This window comes from Chryseobacterium sp. Marseille-Q3244, assembly GCF_940807095.1.
GTDB lineage: Bacteria > Bacteroidota > Bacteroidia > Flavobacteriales > Weeksellaceae > Chryseobacterium.
Genome location: NZ_CALNWX010000012.1, coordinates 15,296 through 37,207, shown reverse-complemented (window position 1 = coordinate 37,207; position 21,912 = coordinate 15,296). Strand labels below are relative to the sequence as shown.

The following is a 21,912-nucleotide window of genomic DNA, read 5'->3' as shown; positions in this document are numbered from 1 at the left end:
AGAAAAATACATATTCATCCTTCTCATCAATTCCCAAAATTCACAAAATGAGGCACCTCCGTAGCAAAACTGTTCATTGGGAGAAGATTGTTTCGGTTGCTGTTAAAATCAAAAACAGAGTTATTATCAAATGGAACACGAGGATAATAGGTAAAAGAAACCTGAATCCTGTTGAACACCAAAAACGGATTATTAATCAAAACTCCCACTCCTATTTTAGTATTTGTACGGGTATTGAAAAGCTTTTCATTGGGCATACCCAGCCATCCTACTGCCATCGTTAAATAAGGGCTGAAATGGAAGTTTTTCCAGGTTTTATTAACAAACATCTGAAGCTGATACCTTAAGACCATTTTTTTAGTTCCAATGTAATCAGCATTATAAACAGGAAATTCATCTGGCGAAGTGAGATTGATTCTATCTTTATAAGAATAATTATGTTGTGGATTCCCCAAAGCTAAAGTTGGAGAAAAGAAGTGTCTTACTTTCGCAAACTTCCAGTCCATAAGATTCGTAAAATACGTTCCATCTATACGGAAAGACTCTCTGTTTTGGCTGTCTTCATTAAAAAATCTTCCAAACTGTGCTTTCAAGGTAAAATATCCCAACTTTGTAAAGCTGCCGTAAGATGCAGAAACTCCTGCATAAGGATTTACTTCTTTATTTCTGGATAAACCACCTGCAATAATGTTCACAGAGTTCCCATAAGCGATATCCTCCGGTAAATCATACTGAAAAATATTCTTCTGCACAGAAAACCGCCTGTTAATAAGCCCCACAGACATCAAAAAACTGTTGTAGGAACTAAAATATTTATACTGATCGATTCCAGGACTGTCTTTATACTGATAGTTTTGGAATCTTCCTATAACAGCAATATTACTGCTAACTTTTTCACTGGGATCTGATGACACCGGGATCTGATACCCACCCCACAAATCCTGGCTGTATACTTTGATCTGAACTTCGGGAAATGCAGTATCCGTTTCTAAGGGAAGTAAAACATTCCGCATAAAATATTCAAAAGTAAAACCACCCGCCCATTTTGTTAAAGGGGAGAAAAAATCTCTTCTGACATTAAAATTGATTCTTTCATTTCTCAAAAAATCCCGTTCTCCGAGGATTTGAGCACTAATGTAAGATCCAAAAAGATTGTAGGTGGTATAACTTCCTAAAACATAATCCTGCTTTTCTTTAGAGTCATTTCTGTAAAGGAAATCAAAGGTGTGGCCTAGTCCCAATACATTTTCTTCAGTAACTCCAAGGCCAATCTTACTTCCTGAGTAACTGATTCTTGGCTTTAAGCTCCAGGAATCAAGAACTTTTACCACCACATCAATAGAATCTTTGTTGGAAGTATCGTCGGCAACACTGATATTCACTCTGTTTATAAAAGGCATTGTTCTCAACAAACGTTCAGATTCGTAGAGTTTCTGGGCATTATACTCTTCCCCTTCTTTAAAAAGCAAATAATTATTAACAGTAGAAGTTCTTGTTGTGGAATGAAGGTGGTCTGTAAACCAATCGTACCATTTCAATTTTTCTTTCTGATCTTTAGAATCATATCCAAAAGGGTCAATGGTTTCGATCCTGATGTTTCGGATATATTTTTTATTATAGGCTTCCTGTGGAAGTTTTTCAGTTCTGGACTTCACGGAAGTAGAATCTGCTTCCCTACGAAATATGAAACGATGAAGGAATTTAGTGACTTTTCTTTTATCCGAAAATTCTTCTATTTTGTAATAAAGTGAATCTTTCTTTTCCTGGGCACTTAACAATAAAAAACCACTTAAAAAGAAAATTAAAGTTACAATTGATCTAGTCATTAGTCATCAAAATTCAATACAGTTTGTAGTATCAATTTACAAGCCAACAGACCGTAAATAAAGGATAATTTATTTTAAAGGTACTACTTTTGAATGAGAAATCCCAACTACAATAAAACAGCATTACCTAATCAAAGTGATTTAACAGATCAAAAGCAGACGATATTCACCTTCATTTTCAACAGGAGCCCTATGCACACAAGGTAACACTTTCTGTGCAGGATGATCTACCGCCAGTCGCCAGAGATGTCCTATTCCAAGGTTTGTAGGTTGTGCATTAGGCTGAGCCTGATAATGCAGATCGAAGAAACAGTCCTTCAAAAAACCGTCAAATTCTTCTTCCGGCCCATCATGTAATTCCTTGAGTTTTTTCCGGATTTCAGGAACCTGTATTTTTTGTAGCGCCTGTTCATTGGGCAAAATATCACTCGCCGCACCATGATAGGTACATAAAAAAGTATCTGTTCCAATAGGTGAACGATCCACGTGATACGAATAAACATCCGTTGAAATAAAATCGAACTCCTCGTCCCGTTCGTAATTTTTAAGCAGATTAAGGGAAGGCAATGCTCCGAAATCCGTTAATAACTGTAAATCATTCAGGATTATTTCTCTGGCGGTATTTCCTTTCTCCGATAACTCCAATGCTAAAAGATCTCCCGCAGAAATTTCGGTAATATTCTCTTTCAAAGAAAGCTTAGATACAATTTCTTTAAAATCACCGTCTAAATTCCTGTACCAGCACATCGCATTAATCTCTCCCTGAAAATGAGTATTTATAAGTTCAGAAAATGTAGAAACAACTCCTATTTGATGATTGTCAGAGAATGTATTGTTCATATGTTGAAATAAACAGTTTAGTCGCGTATGCTCTGCAAAAATAAGAAATAGGCTGGAAGATAACACTAAGATTAAGTTTCCTTTTTAGACTATGATTTAGGAAATAATATACTCAAAATCAAACGTCATCTTTCAATTTTCATCATGAAAAAAGGCTGTCTTAAAAATCAATTAGCCTGACTTTTGAGACAACCTTCCTTTTTTCTAATTTCTATCGAATGTTTTCGGGATTAAATTCTGGTCGGTTTCCCCACTGAATATCCAAGCAATGATATACCATCGGTTATTTTCAAAAATGAGTTGAATACTGTTGATTCCTCTTCTTGCCACTTTACCATTTTTTTCCAGTCTTGTCTCGTAAGTACTCCAAACCTGGGCGATATTACCAAAAATTCTGACTTCTCTGTTAATTTCGTTCTCATAAAATGCAGTGCTAAAAACCATATCATCCGTTGCCTGATGAAACTCTTGTAATGTCAAAGTTACCTGCTCTTGCTTTACCTTGTCAAAATAAGAATATACCGCTTTGGGATGATGCAAATAGTGATCTCTTTCCCATTGTCTTTTCGCTCCTTTTTCACCTGATACCACCTCATAACTTGCTTTCATGATAGCATCAATGGTTTTTGCATCGTTTTCAAATGTTTTGTTCTGTGCCTTTAAATTTCCTGTTGTCATAAAAAATATAGTTATCGTTAATCCGTAAAATAAAAATTGTTTCATGTTTTTTTTTGACAAAGCAACACCTATAAATTCTTTCAAAAAAATAAATTATTTACCTTATTCCAGTTTTTATGTAATCCGTTTAGTTTCTTATTTAAAGTATTTATTAAGTATGATATACTTAAGGGTCCTAAGGCAGTATCAGATAATGTCAGAGTGCTTAAGGCCTGATGCTAAAAAGATATCAGTTTTTTATGCTTTCCCGTAAAGCAAACAATAAAAAGAAACGTAAATTTGGCGCCTAAAGTACAATATCAGGCTTAGTCTGCGTTTTTGGATCTGATCTTGTTAAAAAACAGAGACATCCGAAAACATATAATTTCAATACCATTTAAGAACAACAAACGTGTATTATAAGGAAAACAAAAAATATTATTTTAAAATTGATACTGAAAACAGTGAAGGCGTTGAAGTATTTGTCGGGCAAAACGCAGGCAATCAATTGAATAAAGATATCCTGAATGCAAAAGCAGAAGTCCTTATCGTTTCCCCTTATATTGATGAAGTAAAATTGGATGATCTTCTTATGCTGAAGAACAGAAATATCAACGTGAGACTGGCATTCAGTGATCTCCGACCTGAGCAATATGGAAATATATTACGAAAACTTATCCATCAGAACCGGGTGACAGATGTAAAGAAAAAAGAGAAAAGGGAAAGTCTGAAGAGCCTTTTCTTTTTATCCTCTATTGGACTTTTCTGTCTGGGAATCTTTTCGCTCATTTACTTCGGAATACATCTTGTTGATGACCTTACCAATTCCAATAATTTCATTGCTCTTATAGTTGCTGTTGCCTCTCTATACGGATTCTTCAGATGCTGGGAAAAGAAAACCGAAATAGGAAAAATGGAGATCTACACTTACCATTACTCCGAGAAATTAAATTTTAAGTATGTCCGAAACAATCGTTATGACAACAAATTCCTGCACTCAAAAATTTATATAATCGACAGAAAAGTAGCCTATCTCGGATCATTAAACTACACTAAGAGTGGCTTTACTTCTAATTTTGAATCCCGAATAAGAATTACCCAAAGGGAAAAGGTAAACGAATTGGTGCGCTTTGTTCATGATATTTTTGAGGATAATGTGAATCTCAAGAAACATGAACTTTTCTACCTTGGAAAACAGGTATATAGTGAAGAAACATATTAATTGATCTTGTCTGTAAAAATTAAAAACGGCCATTATCATTATGGAGACAAAAGTTCTCCTTTAATTATAAAAAAACAGTGTTCTCTTCCGAGAACACTGCTTATTAAAATGAAGTATGGATTAATTTTTAATCAATTTGCCTTGCAATGATTTTTCTCCTGCCTGCACAATAACGATATACGTACTCTGCAACCAGTTGGAGACATCTACATTCACTTCTCCTGAAGATGACTTCAGTTCTTTATGGAATTTAACATTCCCCATAGTATCAAAAACTTTGATCTGTGTTGCCGGCAATTTCTCATTACCGGTATTATATGAAACCTTCACGATATCCTTTGCTGGATTTGGCATCAATTTCAGAGAAGACGCTGTCGTAAGACTTGGTTTTCCTGCATTGGCAATACTAGGTTTACCTATAATCTGTGGCTCAGCAACAAATTTACAGTCTTCCTGACCCATGAATAGGATTGCATCAGTTCCACCAGGGAAGTTTGCATTTGGATAGAACATCAATGGATTGCTATTCATATCATAAGTACCTCCTGCCGGAATGGTAATCATAGATGGTAAATAAGTTCCATATCCATTAAGACTTGAAATGTTAAGCATGATCGGCATTCCACCGTTATTGTATATCATTCCATGAACATTATAATGATCTCCATCCCATTTGAAGGCTTCGATCTTAACGTCAACGTCACATTGTGTCTCTACTCCACAGTCTTTGCCTGGATAATAGTTCAATGGTCCTGAATAGAATTCACATTTTTGCCCTGATGGCATGTTCTGTTCAATTTTCAGTCTATAAGTTCCTGCACTGCTTACATAATAGAACGGATAAATGATATCATTGGTTCCATTTTGAAGCGATGTTCCAAATAGTTCCCATTGATGATAATCGAAAGTACCTTTTGGTCCCAGTACATAACGTTGTTTATCTCTACAGTAATCATAACAACCTGTAGGGAACACCCACATAAGGCTTTCAATGCTTAATGGTACAGCTATTTCATTATCTGTTTTACATCCAGTCGGAGCTGTATATATCACTTTATACACGCCTCCTTCTCCTACAACAATGCTTTGTCCTGTCATTCCATTGCTCCAGTTATACTCTCCATTTGCCGGTCCAGATGCTGTTAATTTCACCTTATATGGCGTACATTCTATTTGAGTATACGTTATTGTTGGCTGTGCTGGCGGATTGCTTACAGTTACGATAAAGTCTTTGGATGAAGTACAATCTGTTGTTCCAGGGCTACGTACTTCTAACGTAAAGGTATAAGTACCTGCAGACAACGCTCCTGTATTGAAAACAATTGGGAAGGTATTAGACCATAGTGTACCAATTGGAGCACCATTTTTCTTCCATCTGTACTCTAAGTTATTAGCTGTCACAATACCATTAAGTATTGCTGAACTTCCTGAACAAATATTTGTTTGTCCTGAAATACTAACATACGGAGGTTTTTTGATCGTAATAGGCACCGCTTTTTCGCTCATGATATTAGATCTACATCCTTCCGGTGATATTAATATTGGCCAATAGCTTCCTGATTGCGTAGGAACAAAGCTCATTGAATTAGGAGCTCCAGGTACTTGCTGAGAGCCATTCATCCAAATATAACCTGACGGTGCTGTACCTATCGGCGAAAAGGACACTACCGGAGCACTTCCTTCACATGCAACAGCACTTAATGGAAGAATATTTCCAGTAAAATTAGCATCTTTTACCATAATATTAACGGTAGCAGAGGTATAAACACATCCCTGTGGAGTCCTAACTTCCAGCTTTACAGTTTTTGTTCCGGTAGTATTAAATGTAACCACCGAACCTGGCTGTGAAGTAATAAAAGCTGTTCCATCAAAATACCATGTGTAAGTATTTCCAGAAGTATATGACACAGGCGAAAGATTAATCGCTTCTCCTTTACATGCAATAGCCGGAAGTAAGAAATCCGTACTAGGAGTCGGTGCCAAAGTAATTGTTTTTGTAATCGTACAAGGAGGATAAAGATACGATGGCGCAAACATTGACATTGTAAAGGTGTATGTTCCTGGTGGCAGATTATTATAAGTTGCTGTCTGTCCTGTCTGTGTAGGAAGTCCTGGTGAACTAAATTTATACACAATAGCATTCGGGTTTATATCGAATATCGTAGAGGTATTGTAAAGAGTTACATTATATCCGTTACCATTACAAGTCTGAGAAATCTCAAATTTAGGTTCATAATGTTTTCGAACCTCAATGCTTGTTGAATACCAGCATGTACCATATCTTAAACGAACACTCACAATGTGTGCTCCAGCAAGATTGGTTTGGAACTCAGGTGAAGTTGTCCCTTGCCCGTTAATTATAGTAAGGATATTATTAGACACCCACTCAATCTGATCCGGCGTATTATTTACGCTGAAAGAATTCACAGTAATCTTATTACAATCAGTCCATTCTGCGGCAAAATAAACCGTAGGTGGTGTTGTACAGTTATTGCCTGTAGGACAAGCATTGGTTACTTTAATCTCTTGTGAGTACACATAACATCCATTGATATCTTTAGCTCTTACCTGATAAGTTCCTGCAAGGCCAACTCCTGACAATGTATATGAATTTGTAGTAAATCCATTCAATGGTAAACCATCTCTGAACCATTGCCACTCTAAAATATTGGTAAGCCCTGTTGAACTGTTAGCGGTAAGAGTATAAGGTGCTAAAGGCTGACTATCACAAACCTGAAGATTATATACTGGTGAAACCGTAATAATTGTTTCCGGAAGGATAATAAAATTAGCACTTGCCGTTGGTTTGTATGAACATGAATTAGCCCCGTTAATAGTTACTGTAACGACTTGCGAAACATTACCTCCGGTATTATTCTGAATATATCCGTTATTCGGAAAACTATAAGTTCCGAACTGATTAAAGTTTTCTGTATGACTGCCATTAGCAAAAGTAAACGTTACACTTGTTGCTGTAGTAATTCCCCCTTGATTAATAGTGAAATTAAGATCTGAACCTGGACAAATTTTTCCAACATTGGTAAAGTTTATCACTGGAAGAGCCATCTTTTTTATCGGCATAGAAATAATCTTCACCTGACCACATTTTACAATTTTTAAATTCAGATTAGTATCATATACCCCGCCTGAAACTTCGTTAATATTTACCACAATATTAGCCGTTCCCTGTCCAGATGAAAAACTTCCGAAATTAGGTTGATCAAAACTCCATTCCATAGAATCCGGAACAATATTTCCTAAAACCGCACTGAAGTTCTGCGTGCTGCTTGGGCAGAAAGGTCCCATATTCTGAACAATAGAAACCTTATTAAGATCTACTGCTTTTATGTTTTTTGTAATCGCACTGGAAAGACAACCAGCCTGACCTAGTGTTCTATAACGAACAGACACTGAGAATGTAGGGAACCCGGTATCAAATACAACTGAGATAGAATTTCCTGCATTACTCCCGATAATTGTACCATTTGTTACAGTCCATACCGGAATCACATTTGCTGGAGTTAAACCAATTGAATAAACATAAGGTCTTCCCGTACATACCACATCATCCCCAACAATTGGTCCTTTCGGAGGTTTTGGTGGTGCTACTACATTAACAAGTATTCCCTGGCTTTCACAGCCTCCACCTGCTTTAACTGCTGTTACAATATAAGTACCCGGTGTTGCAAAATTATAACTAAAAGGTACACTGATTGGTTGTGGCGAAGTATACACTACCCCACCATCTAAAGTTACATTCCAAATAACAGGAACATTAGGACTAGCTGTAAATGTTTGAGATGTGCCTACACAAATTTCAGGTGTTCCACCTGATATGGTTACCGGCTGTTCTACAACAATTTTTTTTGCTGCTTCTCCACCGCATAACATTAAAGTATTGAAATATTTACTTGTCAAAGTATAAGTACCTGGTACTGTTGCCTTGAAAAGAATTTCATTTCTTTGTTGGTTATAAGTCAGTTCACCTAGTCCAGGACCTGTTACATCCCAGTCAACACTGGTAGTAGGCCACTGTGGAAGTGAATATGTATATTGTCTGCCAGTACATACTACACTTTGCCCTTTAATCTTTGCGGCTTTCAAAATTACAGGAATTTTAACCGTAGTCCACTCTGGACATCCACACTCTGATTTATACATTACGTATCCAAAGCCGTCCTCCGGATCTACCTGATCCCATCTAACTTCGATTTCATTTCCATAATTATTTAAAAGTGTTCCACCAATTACTTTCCAGTCTCCCTTACATCCATTCAGTACACTGTACTTTTCAACACTTCCTTCACACACTACCGAGGCACAGTTGATCTGTACAGGTGGTGATTCCAGAATTTCCAGTTTTTGAGAAACAGTTTCTGAGCAACCACATTTATTGGTTACAGTCAGACTAACAGTAAGCCCTGCTGCTGAAGTATATGTGTGATTAGGTTCAAAGGCTGTGGAAGTTGTTCCATCTCCAAAATCCCAAAAGTAATTGACAATATCACTTCCTCCATTTGCCTGAGAAAGGTTTTGAAAATGAACCTCCGTATTCTTACAAACTCTATCCTTCATATTAAGGACCGTAAAATTGGGAATCGGCTTGTTTATTTTCTCGATGCAAATATTTTGGGTCTCAGTTGTTCCATCAAAAAATTGAATAACTGCATGTACAAAGCCGCCTCCAGCAGCCCCCCAAGCTATAACAGCTTGTGTATTGGAAGCACCTGAAACACTTTGCACAGTTCCTCCCGCAGAAGTCCATTGCACATTTAAAATATTAGATCCGTGGACCGTATAAGTCACATTGGAATTCTCACAGACACGGATACATGTACCAGTCTCGACGCTTGCAGCAGCAACAGAATTGTCGCCATTGCCTTTTTCGCCCCGATGGACTTGGCATCCGACCTGAGAGTCCCAGGTAACATGAGTTGATGATTGTGCTTGCAGACCCCAAGGTACCAGGAGCCAACATAGCAGGAGCCATCTGAAGACGTGCTGCCTACTAAGATAAGTGATGTTTTTCATGGTTAATAAAAATGTATTAATTTTCATTTGGAAATTAATGAAAATTTTAACAACAAAATCATTTATAAGTGAAAAAAATTGTATTATAAAACATTTAATATCAATAAAACACCATCATTACTGACTATACCTCAATTAACACACCCAAAAATAATTTACAAAAAAGTCAAATTATCACCTTTTTATACCACAAAAACAGAATTTAATACTATTAAAATATACTTTTTAAAGAAAAAAATTAACCAAAAATACAACAGGTAATCTTATTTTTTATTTTTTAATAATATTTTAAACCCAAAATGATCTTTATTACGATTAATCACAGCATATTTGAATAGCAACAGAATTATCTAATACAACACCCTGATTACAGATTATTTTGCCTAAGAATTTATATGTATTATTGTTATTACAAATTCACAACCATGAAAAGAATTCTCACCTCCCCTCTGTTTATTCTCTTTTCCTTTTTCTGCCACGCTCAGAGCAACCAATCCCGGTTTTTATCCGATACTCTATATGAATCTAAAAGACCTCAAAAAGACATTGTAGATATTTTTCATAACGTCTTTCATAAAAAAAATAACGGTGACACCATTCGTGCTGAGAAGAAATTCAACTGGTCTATGATTCCAGCTGCAGGATATACTCTACAAACAGGATTTGCTGGGGTTATAAGTGGTAATATTGGGTTCTACCAGCAAAGATCCAAAGACCAGAAAATTTCTAATATTTCTACCAGCTACACCTATTCACAATATAAACAGACGATCTTTCCTCTCTATGCTAATATCTGGACAAAGGATAACAAAATCAATTTTATCAGTGATTTCAAATACCTTAATTACCCCTCAGAAGTATATGGACTGGGAGGAAAAAGAATTTCAATTGAAGCAAACTCAAACACCGCTTATACAGTTAACTTTAAATATATAAAATTGCATCAATCCGTTATGTTTAATGTATTAAAAGACTTTTACGTGGGCGGAGGAATTTATTATGATCAATTTTGGAGTATTAAGGTCACAGATTCACTGGGAACAAGAATCAGCCGCCTTCTCACCCGGGATTTAAAAACATCCGAGAGAGCATCAGGATTGGCAATAAAAGCTCTATACGATAATAGAATCAACCAGATCAACCCTCAGAACGGTGAATACTTAAGCATTACTTACCGTCCTAACTTTACCTTCATGGGAAGCCAGTCCAATTGGGCTTCGCTTCAGATAGACGCAAGAAAATACGTTCACTTCCCGGCTAATTCAAAAAATATTCTCGCATTTTGGGGATTCGCCTGGCTAACTACAAGTAAAACAACACCACCCTATCTTATGCTTCCCAGTACAGGTTGGGATGACCAGAACAACACAGGAAGAGGATACATACAAAGCAGGTTTCGTGGAAAAAACATGTATTATTATGAAAATGAATACCGTTTTGGGATTACCAGAAACGGTTTGTTGGGAGGGGTCGTTTTTGCAAATGTTCAGTCTTTCTCCGCAGATCTTTCCGATGAATACAAAAAACTCCTCTTTGGATACGGAGTGGGATTACGCATCAAACTTAACAAACACAGCAACACCAACCTATGTATAGATTATGGTTTCGGCCAAAATAATTCACACGGTTTTTTCGCCAACATTGGAGAAGTTTTTTAACTCACTATATTCTCAGGATAAATTGCAGGAAAAGGCGAAATACTTTATTTTATCTATAGATAAGCCTCAGATCATCCTTTTATTAAGTAAAAAAGAACTTATTTTGTGTCAGAAAACAATTAACAGGTAAAATGAAAAAATATGGTAAGGAAATAATGATAGTTTTAATAGTATTACTGTCACGGTTACCTTTTATTTTTAATAGTTTAGGTACTGATTTGGATGCCTGGAGAGAAGTATATACGGGAAAAGTACTCTATGAAAATCATATTTATAATGTTTCCCGTTTTCCCGGATATCCATTACCGGAATTTTTATATTCATTAGTATATCATTATCCTTATTGGCTTATCAATTTACTGTCAGTTTTATTTACAGCCGGTTGCTGCCTATATCTTTTTAAGATTTTGAACTTTCTTAATATCAAACTTTCCTTTCTTATCACCATCGTATTCCCATTTGTACCCATTATCTACCTCAACAGTACAACAGCAATGGAATACAATTGGTCTTTATTCTTTTTACTGGCGGGCGTTTATCATCTCCTCAATAAAAAGATCTGGCTTTCCGCTTTATTATTGGGACTTATGATAAGCGCAAGGTTCAACAATATTATTTTTCTTCCGGCCTTTCTTTTTCTTGCATACATTTACCTTGAAAAGGATATAAAAAAAATCTTACAATTCTCCGTTTTAACCGGTATTTTTACCTGTATTTTCTTTTCACCTGTTATTTTAAAATATGGCATTAATTTCCTTCAAAGTTATGGAGACTCAGAAGTTAATCTTGCAAGTATATTAAGTCTGGGTACAATATACATCTATGGAACTTTAGGAATACTAGCTATTATTCTAGGCTTAATCATCCAATTGTTTAGGGGAGGCTATCAAAGGCTAAAAGATGTATCTAAAAATCATTTTGCCCTATTCAGCATTATGATGATTATTTCCAATCTGATATTCTTTATCAAGTACCCATTGGAACCAGGCTATTTAATTCCATCAGTCCCTTTTATCCTTATCCTTCTTCAATACATAATGAATGAAAAAGTAATGAAACCTGTACTATTTGCATTATTCCTATCCCCATTTTTGATTCACGTAACCGCAAAGAAAGTTCAGTTTACAGGTAGCGTATTTATTAATGAAGAGTACGAAGATCAGGAATTGGCCTATTGTAAAGAGGTTATACAGGAAATTAAAAAACGTTCCGAAAATCAACCTGCCATCTTCCACTTAGGTAATTTTTCCGAACAAATTTCACTGATGGGAAATTTTGACCAAAACAGCAATATAAAGATCGTTAAAACCCTTAGCCCGAAAGATCAGGAAGACATTATTAACAAAAAGTTCCCTCTCTATTATATTGATACTGGAAATGCAAAGGAAGAAAATAGCAAAACCCATATGCTTGATCAATATGGAATATTATTCCACAAAGATTTTGAACTAAAAAGATAAATCAGCATTTGGAATTAAAATTAATTTTTGTCCATACCCCAAGGATTAAAACACAAGAGTCATTCACTACAACTCATATCACAATTGAAAATGTAATATTTCCCTATTTCTGAGGAATAACTAATCCTTCATGCCATCTCCTCTCCATCTTCCCAGTATACCTACAACCAATCTTGCACAAAAAATGAAATACCTTATCTTTGTTTTTTCGAGGCTTATTATAAACTTTTATTCGAAAATATTTACATGAAAAAAAATAGCTTTTTATTTTCCGCCAAAGGAATTCTTATTGCAGGATTTTTGTCCTTAAATACAGTGATGTACGCTCAGAAAACGGCAGACCTTTCTACCATTTCAGAAAAAACCTTAAGCAGCATCCTGGAAAAGAACAGAAATTATTACACACAGGGTAAAGTAGCAGATTATATTCCTGAATTGGGTAAAATGGACGCTAAAGCAATTGCTTTTTCAGTAGTAGATAAGAACGGTAAAATATTGAATACGGGTGACGTTAGCAAAAAATTCACTATGCAGAGCATTTCCAAGATCATTGCTTTAATGGTTGCCGTCAATGAAAGAGGAGAAGCCCATGTTTTTGACAAAATGGGATATTTCGGATCAGACAGACCTTTTAACCATTTTGCCAATCTAGAAACAACAGGAAAGCCACTCAATCCAATGATGAATGCAGGAGCCATCCTTACTACTTCTTTAATTCCCGGTGAAGGCGAAAAACCATTCCTTAAAGTATTGGATATGGTTCGATACATCACCAAAAACACTACTATTGATTACAGCAAATCTGTTTATGAATCCGAAAAATCTACCGGGCACCGTAACCGTGGAATGTTCTATATCATGAAAAATAGCGGATTGATTTCAGGAAATGAAGACCAGTTAGACAACTATTTCAAACAATGTTCTATTGAACTTACGGCTGAAGATCTGGCGAAGATCGGCTATTTCTTCGCCAATCAGTGTGTACGTTTTGATGGAGATTCCCAATATAAAAACGCTGACCTTGCTAAACTTATTGAATCCCAAATGCTAACTGCCGGGATGTACGAATTCAGTGGGGAATATTCCCGCATGGTAGGATTACCAAGCAAATCCGGCGTAGGAGGCGGAATTACCGTAAGCGTTCCCGGAAAAATGGGTATCGGTGTATTCAGCCCTGCATTGGATCAACATGGAAATTCATTGGCTGGATACCATATTATTCTAGATCTGGCAAAACAGTACAACCTGAGTATATTTTAAAACTTACTGATTATAGAAAAAGCGGAAAGCATTTTAAGCGTGAATAAATCCTTATAAAATTCAATTAAATTTCTACTTTTTGACCTTTTTATAAAAACTAAAGCAGCATTTCGCTGCTTTTTTTCATTTATATTTCATATTTCCGTAATATGTTTACTCTATAACATAAAATTATCCTTCTTTTCAAAATCCCAATCTGGATAAAATAACTCACAAAAAGCAATTCTCCAATACGTCAATAATATGATATAAATCAATTTCATACAAAATCAACTCAAAATTTCATGCTTTTCAAACATCCGGTTTTGCTGATTTTATGCGGTAATCATTTATGTTATCTTTTTGTAATATACAAAAAAACAAATCTCTTCTTTTTGAAATATTTTATTTTTTATTTCTATATTTGCTTAACATTTCTTTAACTATAATTATTTATTTTTATGGTTACGCAGATTGTGCCGGCTTGTTTATAACGAATAAGAAAATAAACCGTATACTTTTATAACATTTGAACAATTAACATTTGTTTGTTAAAAAAATTATTATCGAATTTCATTTATGATTAACAAAATATCATAAATTTATTATTTTTATTCATGCATCACAAACAATCAGTCTTTATTACCATTAGATTGATGTTTTAATGCAAAATCGCATATTATTATTTTAATACTAAATGCAATGAAAAACTTGACCATTATTAGGCTAATGCCTTTTGAAAAGCCGGACACAAATCACAATCCTAATCACTTTAGGACCCATCACGTGTTGTTGAAAAATCTTCAACAAATAAGCTTTACCAGTGAAAATATAATAAAAACCAATTTTATGGTTTTGTAATAAGACATTCTTCTTTGTCTCAAAGACTTATGTGTTTTTTGCAAAATCTTTACTAACATATCACGCCATGAAAAACTTAACCATCATTGGACTAACGCCATTTGAAAAGCCGGATGTCAACCTTATGCCTAAATTGCATCAGGCGGGTATATTTCCTGTCCTCAGCTTAGGCCAAGAGTTAACGAATGCCCAGGCAGCACTTAGCCAACTGGAAGAAACAGACCTACCCTCTTATGGTATTTATGTTTCTAATGAAAAACTATCAGCGCTTCAACTTCCTGAAAGTGTAAGATTTGCGATCTTACCATTCGGAATGAAAGTTCCTCAAAACCCAGAACTGGATATTATCTATCAGGTAACCAGTTTAGAAGAAGCAAGACAGGCTGAACAATCAGGAGTTAAAGGAATTATCATCAAAGGAAATGAAGCAGGAGGTCAAATCGGCTACGAATCTACATTTGTATTATTCCAGCGCATTATCAAGGAAATCACAAGCATTCCAGTTTGGGTACAAGGAGGAATAGGACTCCATACCGCTGCAGCTGTGAAAGCGTTGGGGGCAGCAGGTATTGTACTGGACAGTCAGCTTGCTTTATTCCCTGAAAGTTCAGTTCCAAAAGACATTAAGGATTTATCCTCAAAACTGAACGGAACCGAAACCAAAATCATTGCTAATCACCGCGTATTGGTAAGGCCTAATTCGCCTTCACTACCGGATGATATCAATGCTGAAGATCTTAAACAATATTTTACTGATCTCGATATCAGCAAAAGCTATATCCCAATGGGACAAGACATTTCGCTGGCTACAGACCTTTATGAAGAGTTCAGAACATTGAAAAAAATGGCTTTTGGATTCAAAGAAGCCATGTATGGTCATCTGAAGCAGGCAAAAGCACTTCAGGTTATTGACCAAAATAATCCATTAGCTCAGGAGCTTGGTCTTACCTATCCCATTGCACAGGGGCCAATGACCCGTGTAAGTGATGTAGCAGGATTTGCCAATGCCGTGGCCGAAGCAGGTGCTTTACCATTTATTGCCCTATCATTATTGAAAGGAAACTCTGCCAAATCTTTGGTGATGGAAACAAAAGAATTGGCTGGTAATAAAACCTGGGGTATAGGTATTTTAGGATTTGCGCCTCAGGAATTAAGAGACGAACAAACTTCTTATATCCTTGAAGCACAACCTCCTGTAGTGTTGATCGCCGGAGGAAGACCGGCACAGGCTAAAGTATTTGAAAAAGCAGGCATAAAGACATTCCTTCATGTTCCATCTCCTGCCCTGTTGGATATTTTCCTTAAAGAAGGTGCAAAAAATTTCATTTTCGAAGGCCGTGAATGTGGTGGACATGTGGGTCCATTATCCAGTACAGTTCTTTGGGAAAAGCAAATTGAACGGATATTAAAAGAAGACCATCCGGAAAATATCAGTGTATTTTTTGCCGGTGGAATCCATGATGATTTCTCAACAGCATTCGTTTCTATTATGGCTGCTCCATTAGCTGCCAGAGGAGTGAAAGTGGGTGTATTGATGGGTACTGCTTATCTGTACACTCAGGAAGCTGTACAAACAGGAGCTATTCAAGAAGAATTCCAGTTACAGGCAATGCAGGCTAAAGATACCGTCTTATTAGAAACAGCTCCGGGACATGAAACCCGTTGTTTAAATACTGCATTTGCCAACCACTTCAATACTGAAAAAGCTAAACTTTTAGCTGCCGGAACAGATAAAAAAGAAGTATGGGAAAAACTGGAAAAATTAAACGTAGGCCGCTTAAGAATTGCTGCTAAAGGAATTGAACGTCAGGGAGATCAGCTAGTAAATATTCCTAAAGATAATCAATTAGATCTTGGAATGTACATGATCGGCCAGATTGCAACGATGCAAAACAAAGTGCTTACTCTTGAGGAACTTCATCAAAATGTAAGTATTGGCAATTACGAATACATTCAGAATGCTGAGTTGGCAGAACAACCAACATCCAGCGAAAAACCTTTAGACATTGCCATTGTCGGAATGGAATGTATTTTTCCGGGTGCTAAAAACCTGGATGAATTCTGGAGAAACATCATCTTAGGAAAAGACAGCGTTACCGAAGTTCCGGACGAAAGATGGAATAAAGATCTTTATTACAAGCCGGATTCAGATGAAGCAGATGTATCCCATTCAAAATGGGGTGGTTTCATTCCGAAAATTGATTTTGATCCACTTGCATTCGGAATTCCGCCACAATCTCTAGCTGCTATTGAACCTACACAATTACTGACTTTATTGGTAGCAAAACGTGCGATGGAAGATGCAGGATATGGTGAAAAACATACTAATAGAGAAAACATTTCTGTAATTATTGGAGCTGAGGGAGGTAATGACCTTGCCAACAGCTATAGTTTCAGAGGATATTATAAACAAGTATTCGGAGAGCTTCACGAAGAAGTAAAAGAGGCTTTCCCTCATACTACAGAGGATTCTTTCCCTGGTATTCTGGCCAATGTGATCGCAGGTAGGATTACCAATCGTCTGGATCTTGGTGGTAGAAACTTCACGGTAGATGCAGCGTGTGCTTCATCTTTAGCAGCTATTGACCTAGCATGTCAGGAGCTTGTGTTAGGTAAATCTGATATGGTTCTTGCCGGAGGTGCAGATTTACACAACGGAATCAACGATTACCTCATGTTCTCCAGTACTCACGCTCTTTCCAGAAAAGGAAGATGTGCGACCTTCGATAGCGACGCAGACGGAATCGCTCTTGGAGAAGGAATTGCAATCCTTGTATTAAAAAGATATGAAGATGCTATCAACGATGGCGACCGCATCTACTCTGTCATCAAAGGAGTGGGTGGATCCAGTGATGGCAAAGCGCTAGGTCTTACTGCACCAAGAAAAATCGGTCAGGTAAGAGCCTTAGAACGTGCTTATACTCAAGCCGGAATCAGTGCCGCCTCTGTAGGATTGGTAGAAGCTCACGGTACAGGAACCGTTGTAGGAGATAAAACAGAATTAAGTGCTTTAACAAACCTATTCAGTCGTTCGGGAGCATTACCGGGACAGACGCATTTAGGTTCTGTAAAAACACAGATCGGACATACTAAGTGTGCTGCAGGTTTAGCAGGTTTAATCAAAGCTTCTTTGGCCGTTTATCATGGAGTAAAACCTCCTACCCTTCACCTTAAGCAGCCGAATGCTTATTATAACGCAGAAACCAGCCCGTTCTCTTTCCATGCGGAAACGGGATTATGGACAGAGAAAAACCGTTATGCAGGAATCAGTGCTTTTGGATTTGGAGGTACTAACTTCCACACCGTAATTGCTAACCATCCGAAACAGGATGACTCTATTGCGATGCAGTCATGGCCTTCAGAATTATTTGTATTCCGTGGGGATACGTATGAAGAAGCAAAAGGGCAATCAAGCCAGATCAAAACGTTATTGGAAATCAATGATGAGATTCCATTAAAAGATATTGCTTACAGTTTAAGCATTTCTTCAGAGAAGCCAATTCAATTCAGTGTCGTAGCGGATAACGCTGTAGACCTGATGATGAAGCTTGAACTGGTATTGCTAGGGATTGAAACCAAAGATACCTTCACTGTTAATAAAAAAGAAGGTAAAGTAGCGTTCACATTCCCTGGACAAGGAAGTCAGAGAATCAATATGGCTCGTGATCTGTTCGTAGTTTTCCCGGCAATGCGTAAGGTTATTGATAACTATCCTGAGCTTGAAAAAGTAGTATTCCCTTCAACAACATTCAATGAAGCGGATTTAAAACAACAGAAAGAAACTATTAAAGACACCCGTTTAGCACAACCGCTTCTAGGAATCGTTGATCTTGCATTGGCTAAATTCTTAGAATCATTAGGAATCATTCCTGATATGCTGGCTGGACATAGCTATGGTGAAATACCTGCTCTATGTTTCTCAGGAGTATTTGGTGAAGATAAATTGGTTGATTTAAGTATCCAGAGAGCTCAATCTATTTTAAATTCAGTAGAAGGCGGAGATCCAGGCTCAATGTTAGCGGCAAGTGCTACTCACGAACGTTTACAGCCTATCATTGCTAAAGTGGAAGGATGCTATCCGGTTAACTTCAACGCTCCTAATCAATGCGTCATTGCAGGAAGCACACCAGCCATCAATACATTATTGGATGTCCTTAAACAGGAAGGGATTTCTGCTAAAAAATTAGAAGTGGCATGTGCATTCCATAGTCCGTTATTGGCAAAATCAAAAGGTTTATACGCTGATGTATTAAAAGATGTTCCTTTTGAGGAAATGCAGATCCCTGTATGGTCTAATACAACAGCTGAAGTATATCCATCGAATCCTTCAGATATCAAAGAAAGATTAACTGACCACCTGGTACAGCCAGTAAGATTCGTGGAGCAGATGCAAGCGATGTATAACGATGGAGCAAGAATCTTCATCGAGGTAGGACCTGGAAAAGTCCTTACAGGATTGGCAAAATCATGTATTGAAAAAGATCAGTTGACTTTATATGTTGAAGACAGCAGCCGTAACAAGTTTACTCATTTACTGTGTATGTTAGCTCAGTATTTAGGAACAGGGCGCAACTTCAATATTGAAAAACTTTTCGATGGCCGCTTCGTTCAGCTCGTTGATATCAACCAGCCTGAATCGTACAAAAAAAGCCCTGCCATCTGGCGTGTTAACGGACAAGCTGCACATCCGACAACAGGCTCATTACCTGCTAATGGTGCACTCCCTATCATAAATCCTATTCCTATGAACAATTTTACGACTCATAATACGCAAGCTCCTGCACCGGAAAGCCTATCTACGGCAGAACGTATGCTGCAGGAATATTTAAACAGCATGAAATTAATGATACAGGCACAACGTGATGTGATGCTTTCCTTTATGGGACAGAATCCTCAGGTGAATCCAATGCCTGTTTACAATACTCCAATGCCGGCTCCTTCTCCGGAACGTACAATCCCTGTACAGCAGGTTCAACAAGCAACAACAGTTGCCGTTACAGCTGCTGCCGTTGCAGTAAAAGCCGCTCCAACAAGAGATATCAAAGCTTTATTACTACAGGTTGTAAGTGATAAAACAGGATATCCTCAGGAAATGCTGGGTATGGAAATGGACCTTGAAGCAGACTTAAGTATCGACTCTATCAAAAGAGTGGAAATCATCGGAACACTTCGTAACGAATTGGGAACTTTAGCAAAAGGCAACACCAATGAAGATATGGTGATGGAACAATTGGCAGGAATCAAAACCCTGAGCGGATTAGTTTCATGGCTTACTGAATTCTCAGGAGCAGATGCAACACCGGCAACTCCTGAAAAAAACGGAACTTCAGCTGAAGCAACTTCAACGCCACAAGCAAAAGCGACTTTATCATTAGAAGACCTTCAAAATGCAATCCTGAATATCGTAAGTGAAAAAACAGGATATCCAAAAGAAATGCTAGGTCTAGACTTAGATTTGGAAGCAGATCTTAGTATCGATTCTATCAAGCGTATGGAAATCATTGCTGATCTTAAAAACAAAATCGGTTTCGGTGAAAACCTTGAACAGGCTGATGATGTAATGGAAAAACTAGCGGCTATTAAAACCCTTCGTGGATTGGCAAGCTGGATCAGTGAAATGAGCGGTGACACCAGTGAAGTAAAAAACGAAGTAAAGGAAAAAACAATTTCTGAACCGACAAATAACGTACTATCACGTCTTCGTTTTGACATTACTCCTACAGATGCTTCAGCAGTACAAAATACTGATATTCTTCAAGGAAAACGTTTCGCCATCACTCAGAATGACAGCCAACAAACCTCAGCAATTAAAGCTGAATTGGAAAAACACGGAGCTATCGTGGAATTGGTAGAGGCAGATAAAGATCTTTCTAATGTTGATGGATTAATCATGTTAGACCTATTCTCAGCTACAGATAAACCAAGCATCATCGATCACGTTGATTTAATTAAAAAACTTGATTTTGATAAAGCAAAATGGGTATATCTTATTTCTGATATTCCTGCTCATATTCAGGAAATCAATAATGTAAGTGTATTGCGTCATCACCAGGGTTATCCTGGACTATTCAAAAGTTTAGCGAGAGAATTCGATCATACAACTTGCAGATTAATAAGCTTGAGCACTCCTCAGGAAGTAGATCAGATCGCTGAAATCACTTTAAAGGAGATTCTTACAAACGACAAACCTGCTGAAGTGATTTATAAAAACGAAACAAGACATAAGGTAGATATCATCCCTTCCCCCTTGTCGACAAGTTTAAATGAAGCACACATTCAGCTAGATCAGAAATCTGTAGTATTGGTATTAGGCGGAGCACAGGGAATCACTGCAGAATTAGTGAAACACATGTCTCAGGCTTACCCATGTACTTATATTTTAGTAGGAAGATCAGCAGATCCAAGAAATGAAGTTTCTGCTAAAGAATTCGAAGGAATGAAGACGAAAGAGGAAATCAGAGCATTCCTGATCAAATCCGGAAAATTCACTTCACCTGCTGAGATCGAAAAAGAAACCACAAAAGTTTTCAAAAATAATCAGATCCTACGCACCATCCGTGATATGGAAGCGCTTGGAAACACGATTATTTATCAATCATTAGACCTTTGTGACGAAGAAGGATTAAGCAATCTGATCAGCGGTATTTATGAAAAATACAACCGTTTAGATGGTGTAATTCATGGAGCAGGTCTTTTAGAAGATAAATTATTCAAACAAAAAACCACTTCATCTTTTGGGCGCGTATTTGATACCAAAGTAAAACCACTTCGTGTATTGGCTGAACAACTTCGTACAGACTGTCAGTTTGTGGTATTATTCTCAAGTATCGCATCAGTATATGGTAACAAAGGCCAGACAGATTATGCTGCTGCCAACAGTGTACTGGATGATTACGCTAACGCTCTGAATAAAAGATTAAAAGGAAAAGTAATTTCCATCAACTGGGGACCTTGGAAAGGAGCCGGAATGGTTTCTTCTACCCTTGAATCTGAATACGAACGTAGAGGTATTTCTATGATCCCATTGGATGAAGGAAAGGAAATCTTCCTTAATGAAATAAAATACGGAACTGAAAGCCAAGTGCTTATCATGTCAGGAAATAATTGGTAATCCTCTG

General features: G+C 37.1%; 9 protein-coding genes. 5 read left to right on the top strand and 4 right to left on the bottom strand.

Features of this window, described 5'->3' with window-relative positions; translation table 11 throughout:
- Positions 1-26: 26 nt before the first annotated feature.
- The 3 genes from NBX25_RS18375 to NBX25_RS18365 form a co-directional block, all read right to left on the bottom strand.
- Positions 27-1,826: a POTRA domain-containing protein gene (locus tag NBX25_RS18375; RefSeq protein ID WP_123910819.1), complete on the bottom strand. Its 1,800-nt coding sequence runs from the start codon at positions 1,824-1,826 to the stop codon at positions 27-29.
- A gap of 141 nt (positions 1,827-1,967) precedes the next feature.
- Positions 1,968-2,666, bottom strand: coding sequence for a DUF1826 domain-containing protein (locus NBX25_RS18370; protein ID WP_123910818.1), 699 nt, complete (start codon positions 2,664-2,666; stop codon positions 1,968-1,970).
- A gap of 204 nt (positions 2,667-2,870) precedes the next feature.
- Positions 2,871-3,344, bottom strand: coding sequence for a hypothetical protein (locus NBX25_RS18365; protein WP_250254803.1), 474 nt, complete (start codon positions 3,342-3,344; stop codon positions 2,871-2,873).
- A gap of 391 nt (positions 3,345-3,735) precedes the next feature.
- On the opposite strand from NBX25_RS18365, the gene NBX25_RS18360 reads away from it, so the two are divergent.
- Positions 3,736-4,545 (top strand): phospholipase D-like domain-containing protein, encoded by an 810-nt coding sequence (locus NBX25_RS18360; protein WP_123910816.1) that lies wholly within the window; start codon positions 3,736-3,738, stop codon positions 4,543-4,545.
- 120 nt (positions 4,546-4,665) lie between these two features.
- Here NBX25_RS18360 and NBX25_RS18355 read toward each other — a convergent pair whose 3' ends face one another.
- Complete coding sequence (locus tag NBX25_RS18355) at positions 4,666-9,576, bottom strand: PKD domain-containing protein (RefSeq protein ID WP_250254802.1); 4,911 nt, start codon at positions 9,574-9,576, stop codon at positions 4,666-4,668.
- Between the two features lie 425 nt (positions 9,577-10,001).
- Here NBX25_RS18355 and NBX25_RS18350 point away from each other — a divergent pair, with 425 nt between their 5' ends.
- From NBX25_RS18350 to NBX25_RS18335, 4 genes are all read left to right on the top strand, one after another.
- Positions 10,002-11,234: a BamA/TamA family outer membrane protein gene (locus NBX25_RS18350; protein WP_250254800.1), complete on the top strand. Its 1,233-nt coding sequence runs from the start codon at positions 10,002-10,004 to the stop codon at positions 11,232-11,234.
- A gap of 155 nt (positions 11,235-11,389) precedes the next feature.
- Positions 11,390-12,694 (top strand): ArnT family glycosyltransferase, encoded by a 1,305-nt coding sequence (locus NBX25_RS18345; protein ID WP_250254798.1) that lies wholly within the window; start codon positions 11,390-11,392, stop codon positions 12,692-12,694.
- A 246-nt stretch (positions 12,695-12,940) separates the two neighbouring features.
- Entirely contained in the window at positions 12,941-13,954 is a 1,014-nt protein-coding gene (gene glsA / locus NBX25_RS18340; protein WP_123910812.1) for a glutaminase A, read from the top strand.
- A 907-nt stretch (positions 13,955-14,861) separates the two neighbouring features.
- Positions 14,862-21,905, top strand: a complete 7,044-nt coding sequence (locus tag NBX25_RS18335; protein WP_250254796.1) for a type I polyketide synthase — start codon at positions 14,862-14,864, stop codon at positions 21,903-21,905.
- Positions 21,906-21,912: the final 7 nt, after the last annotated feature.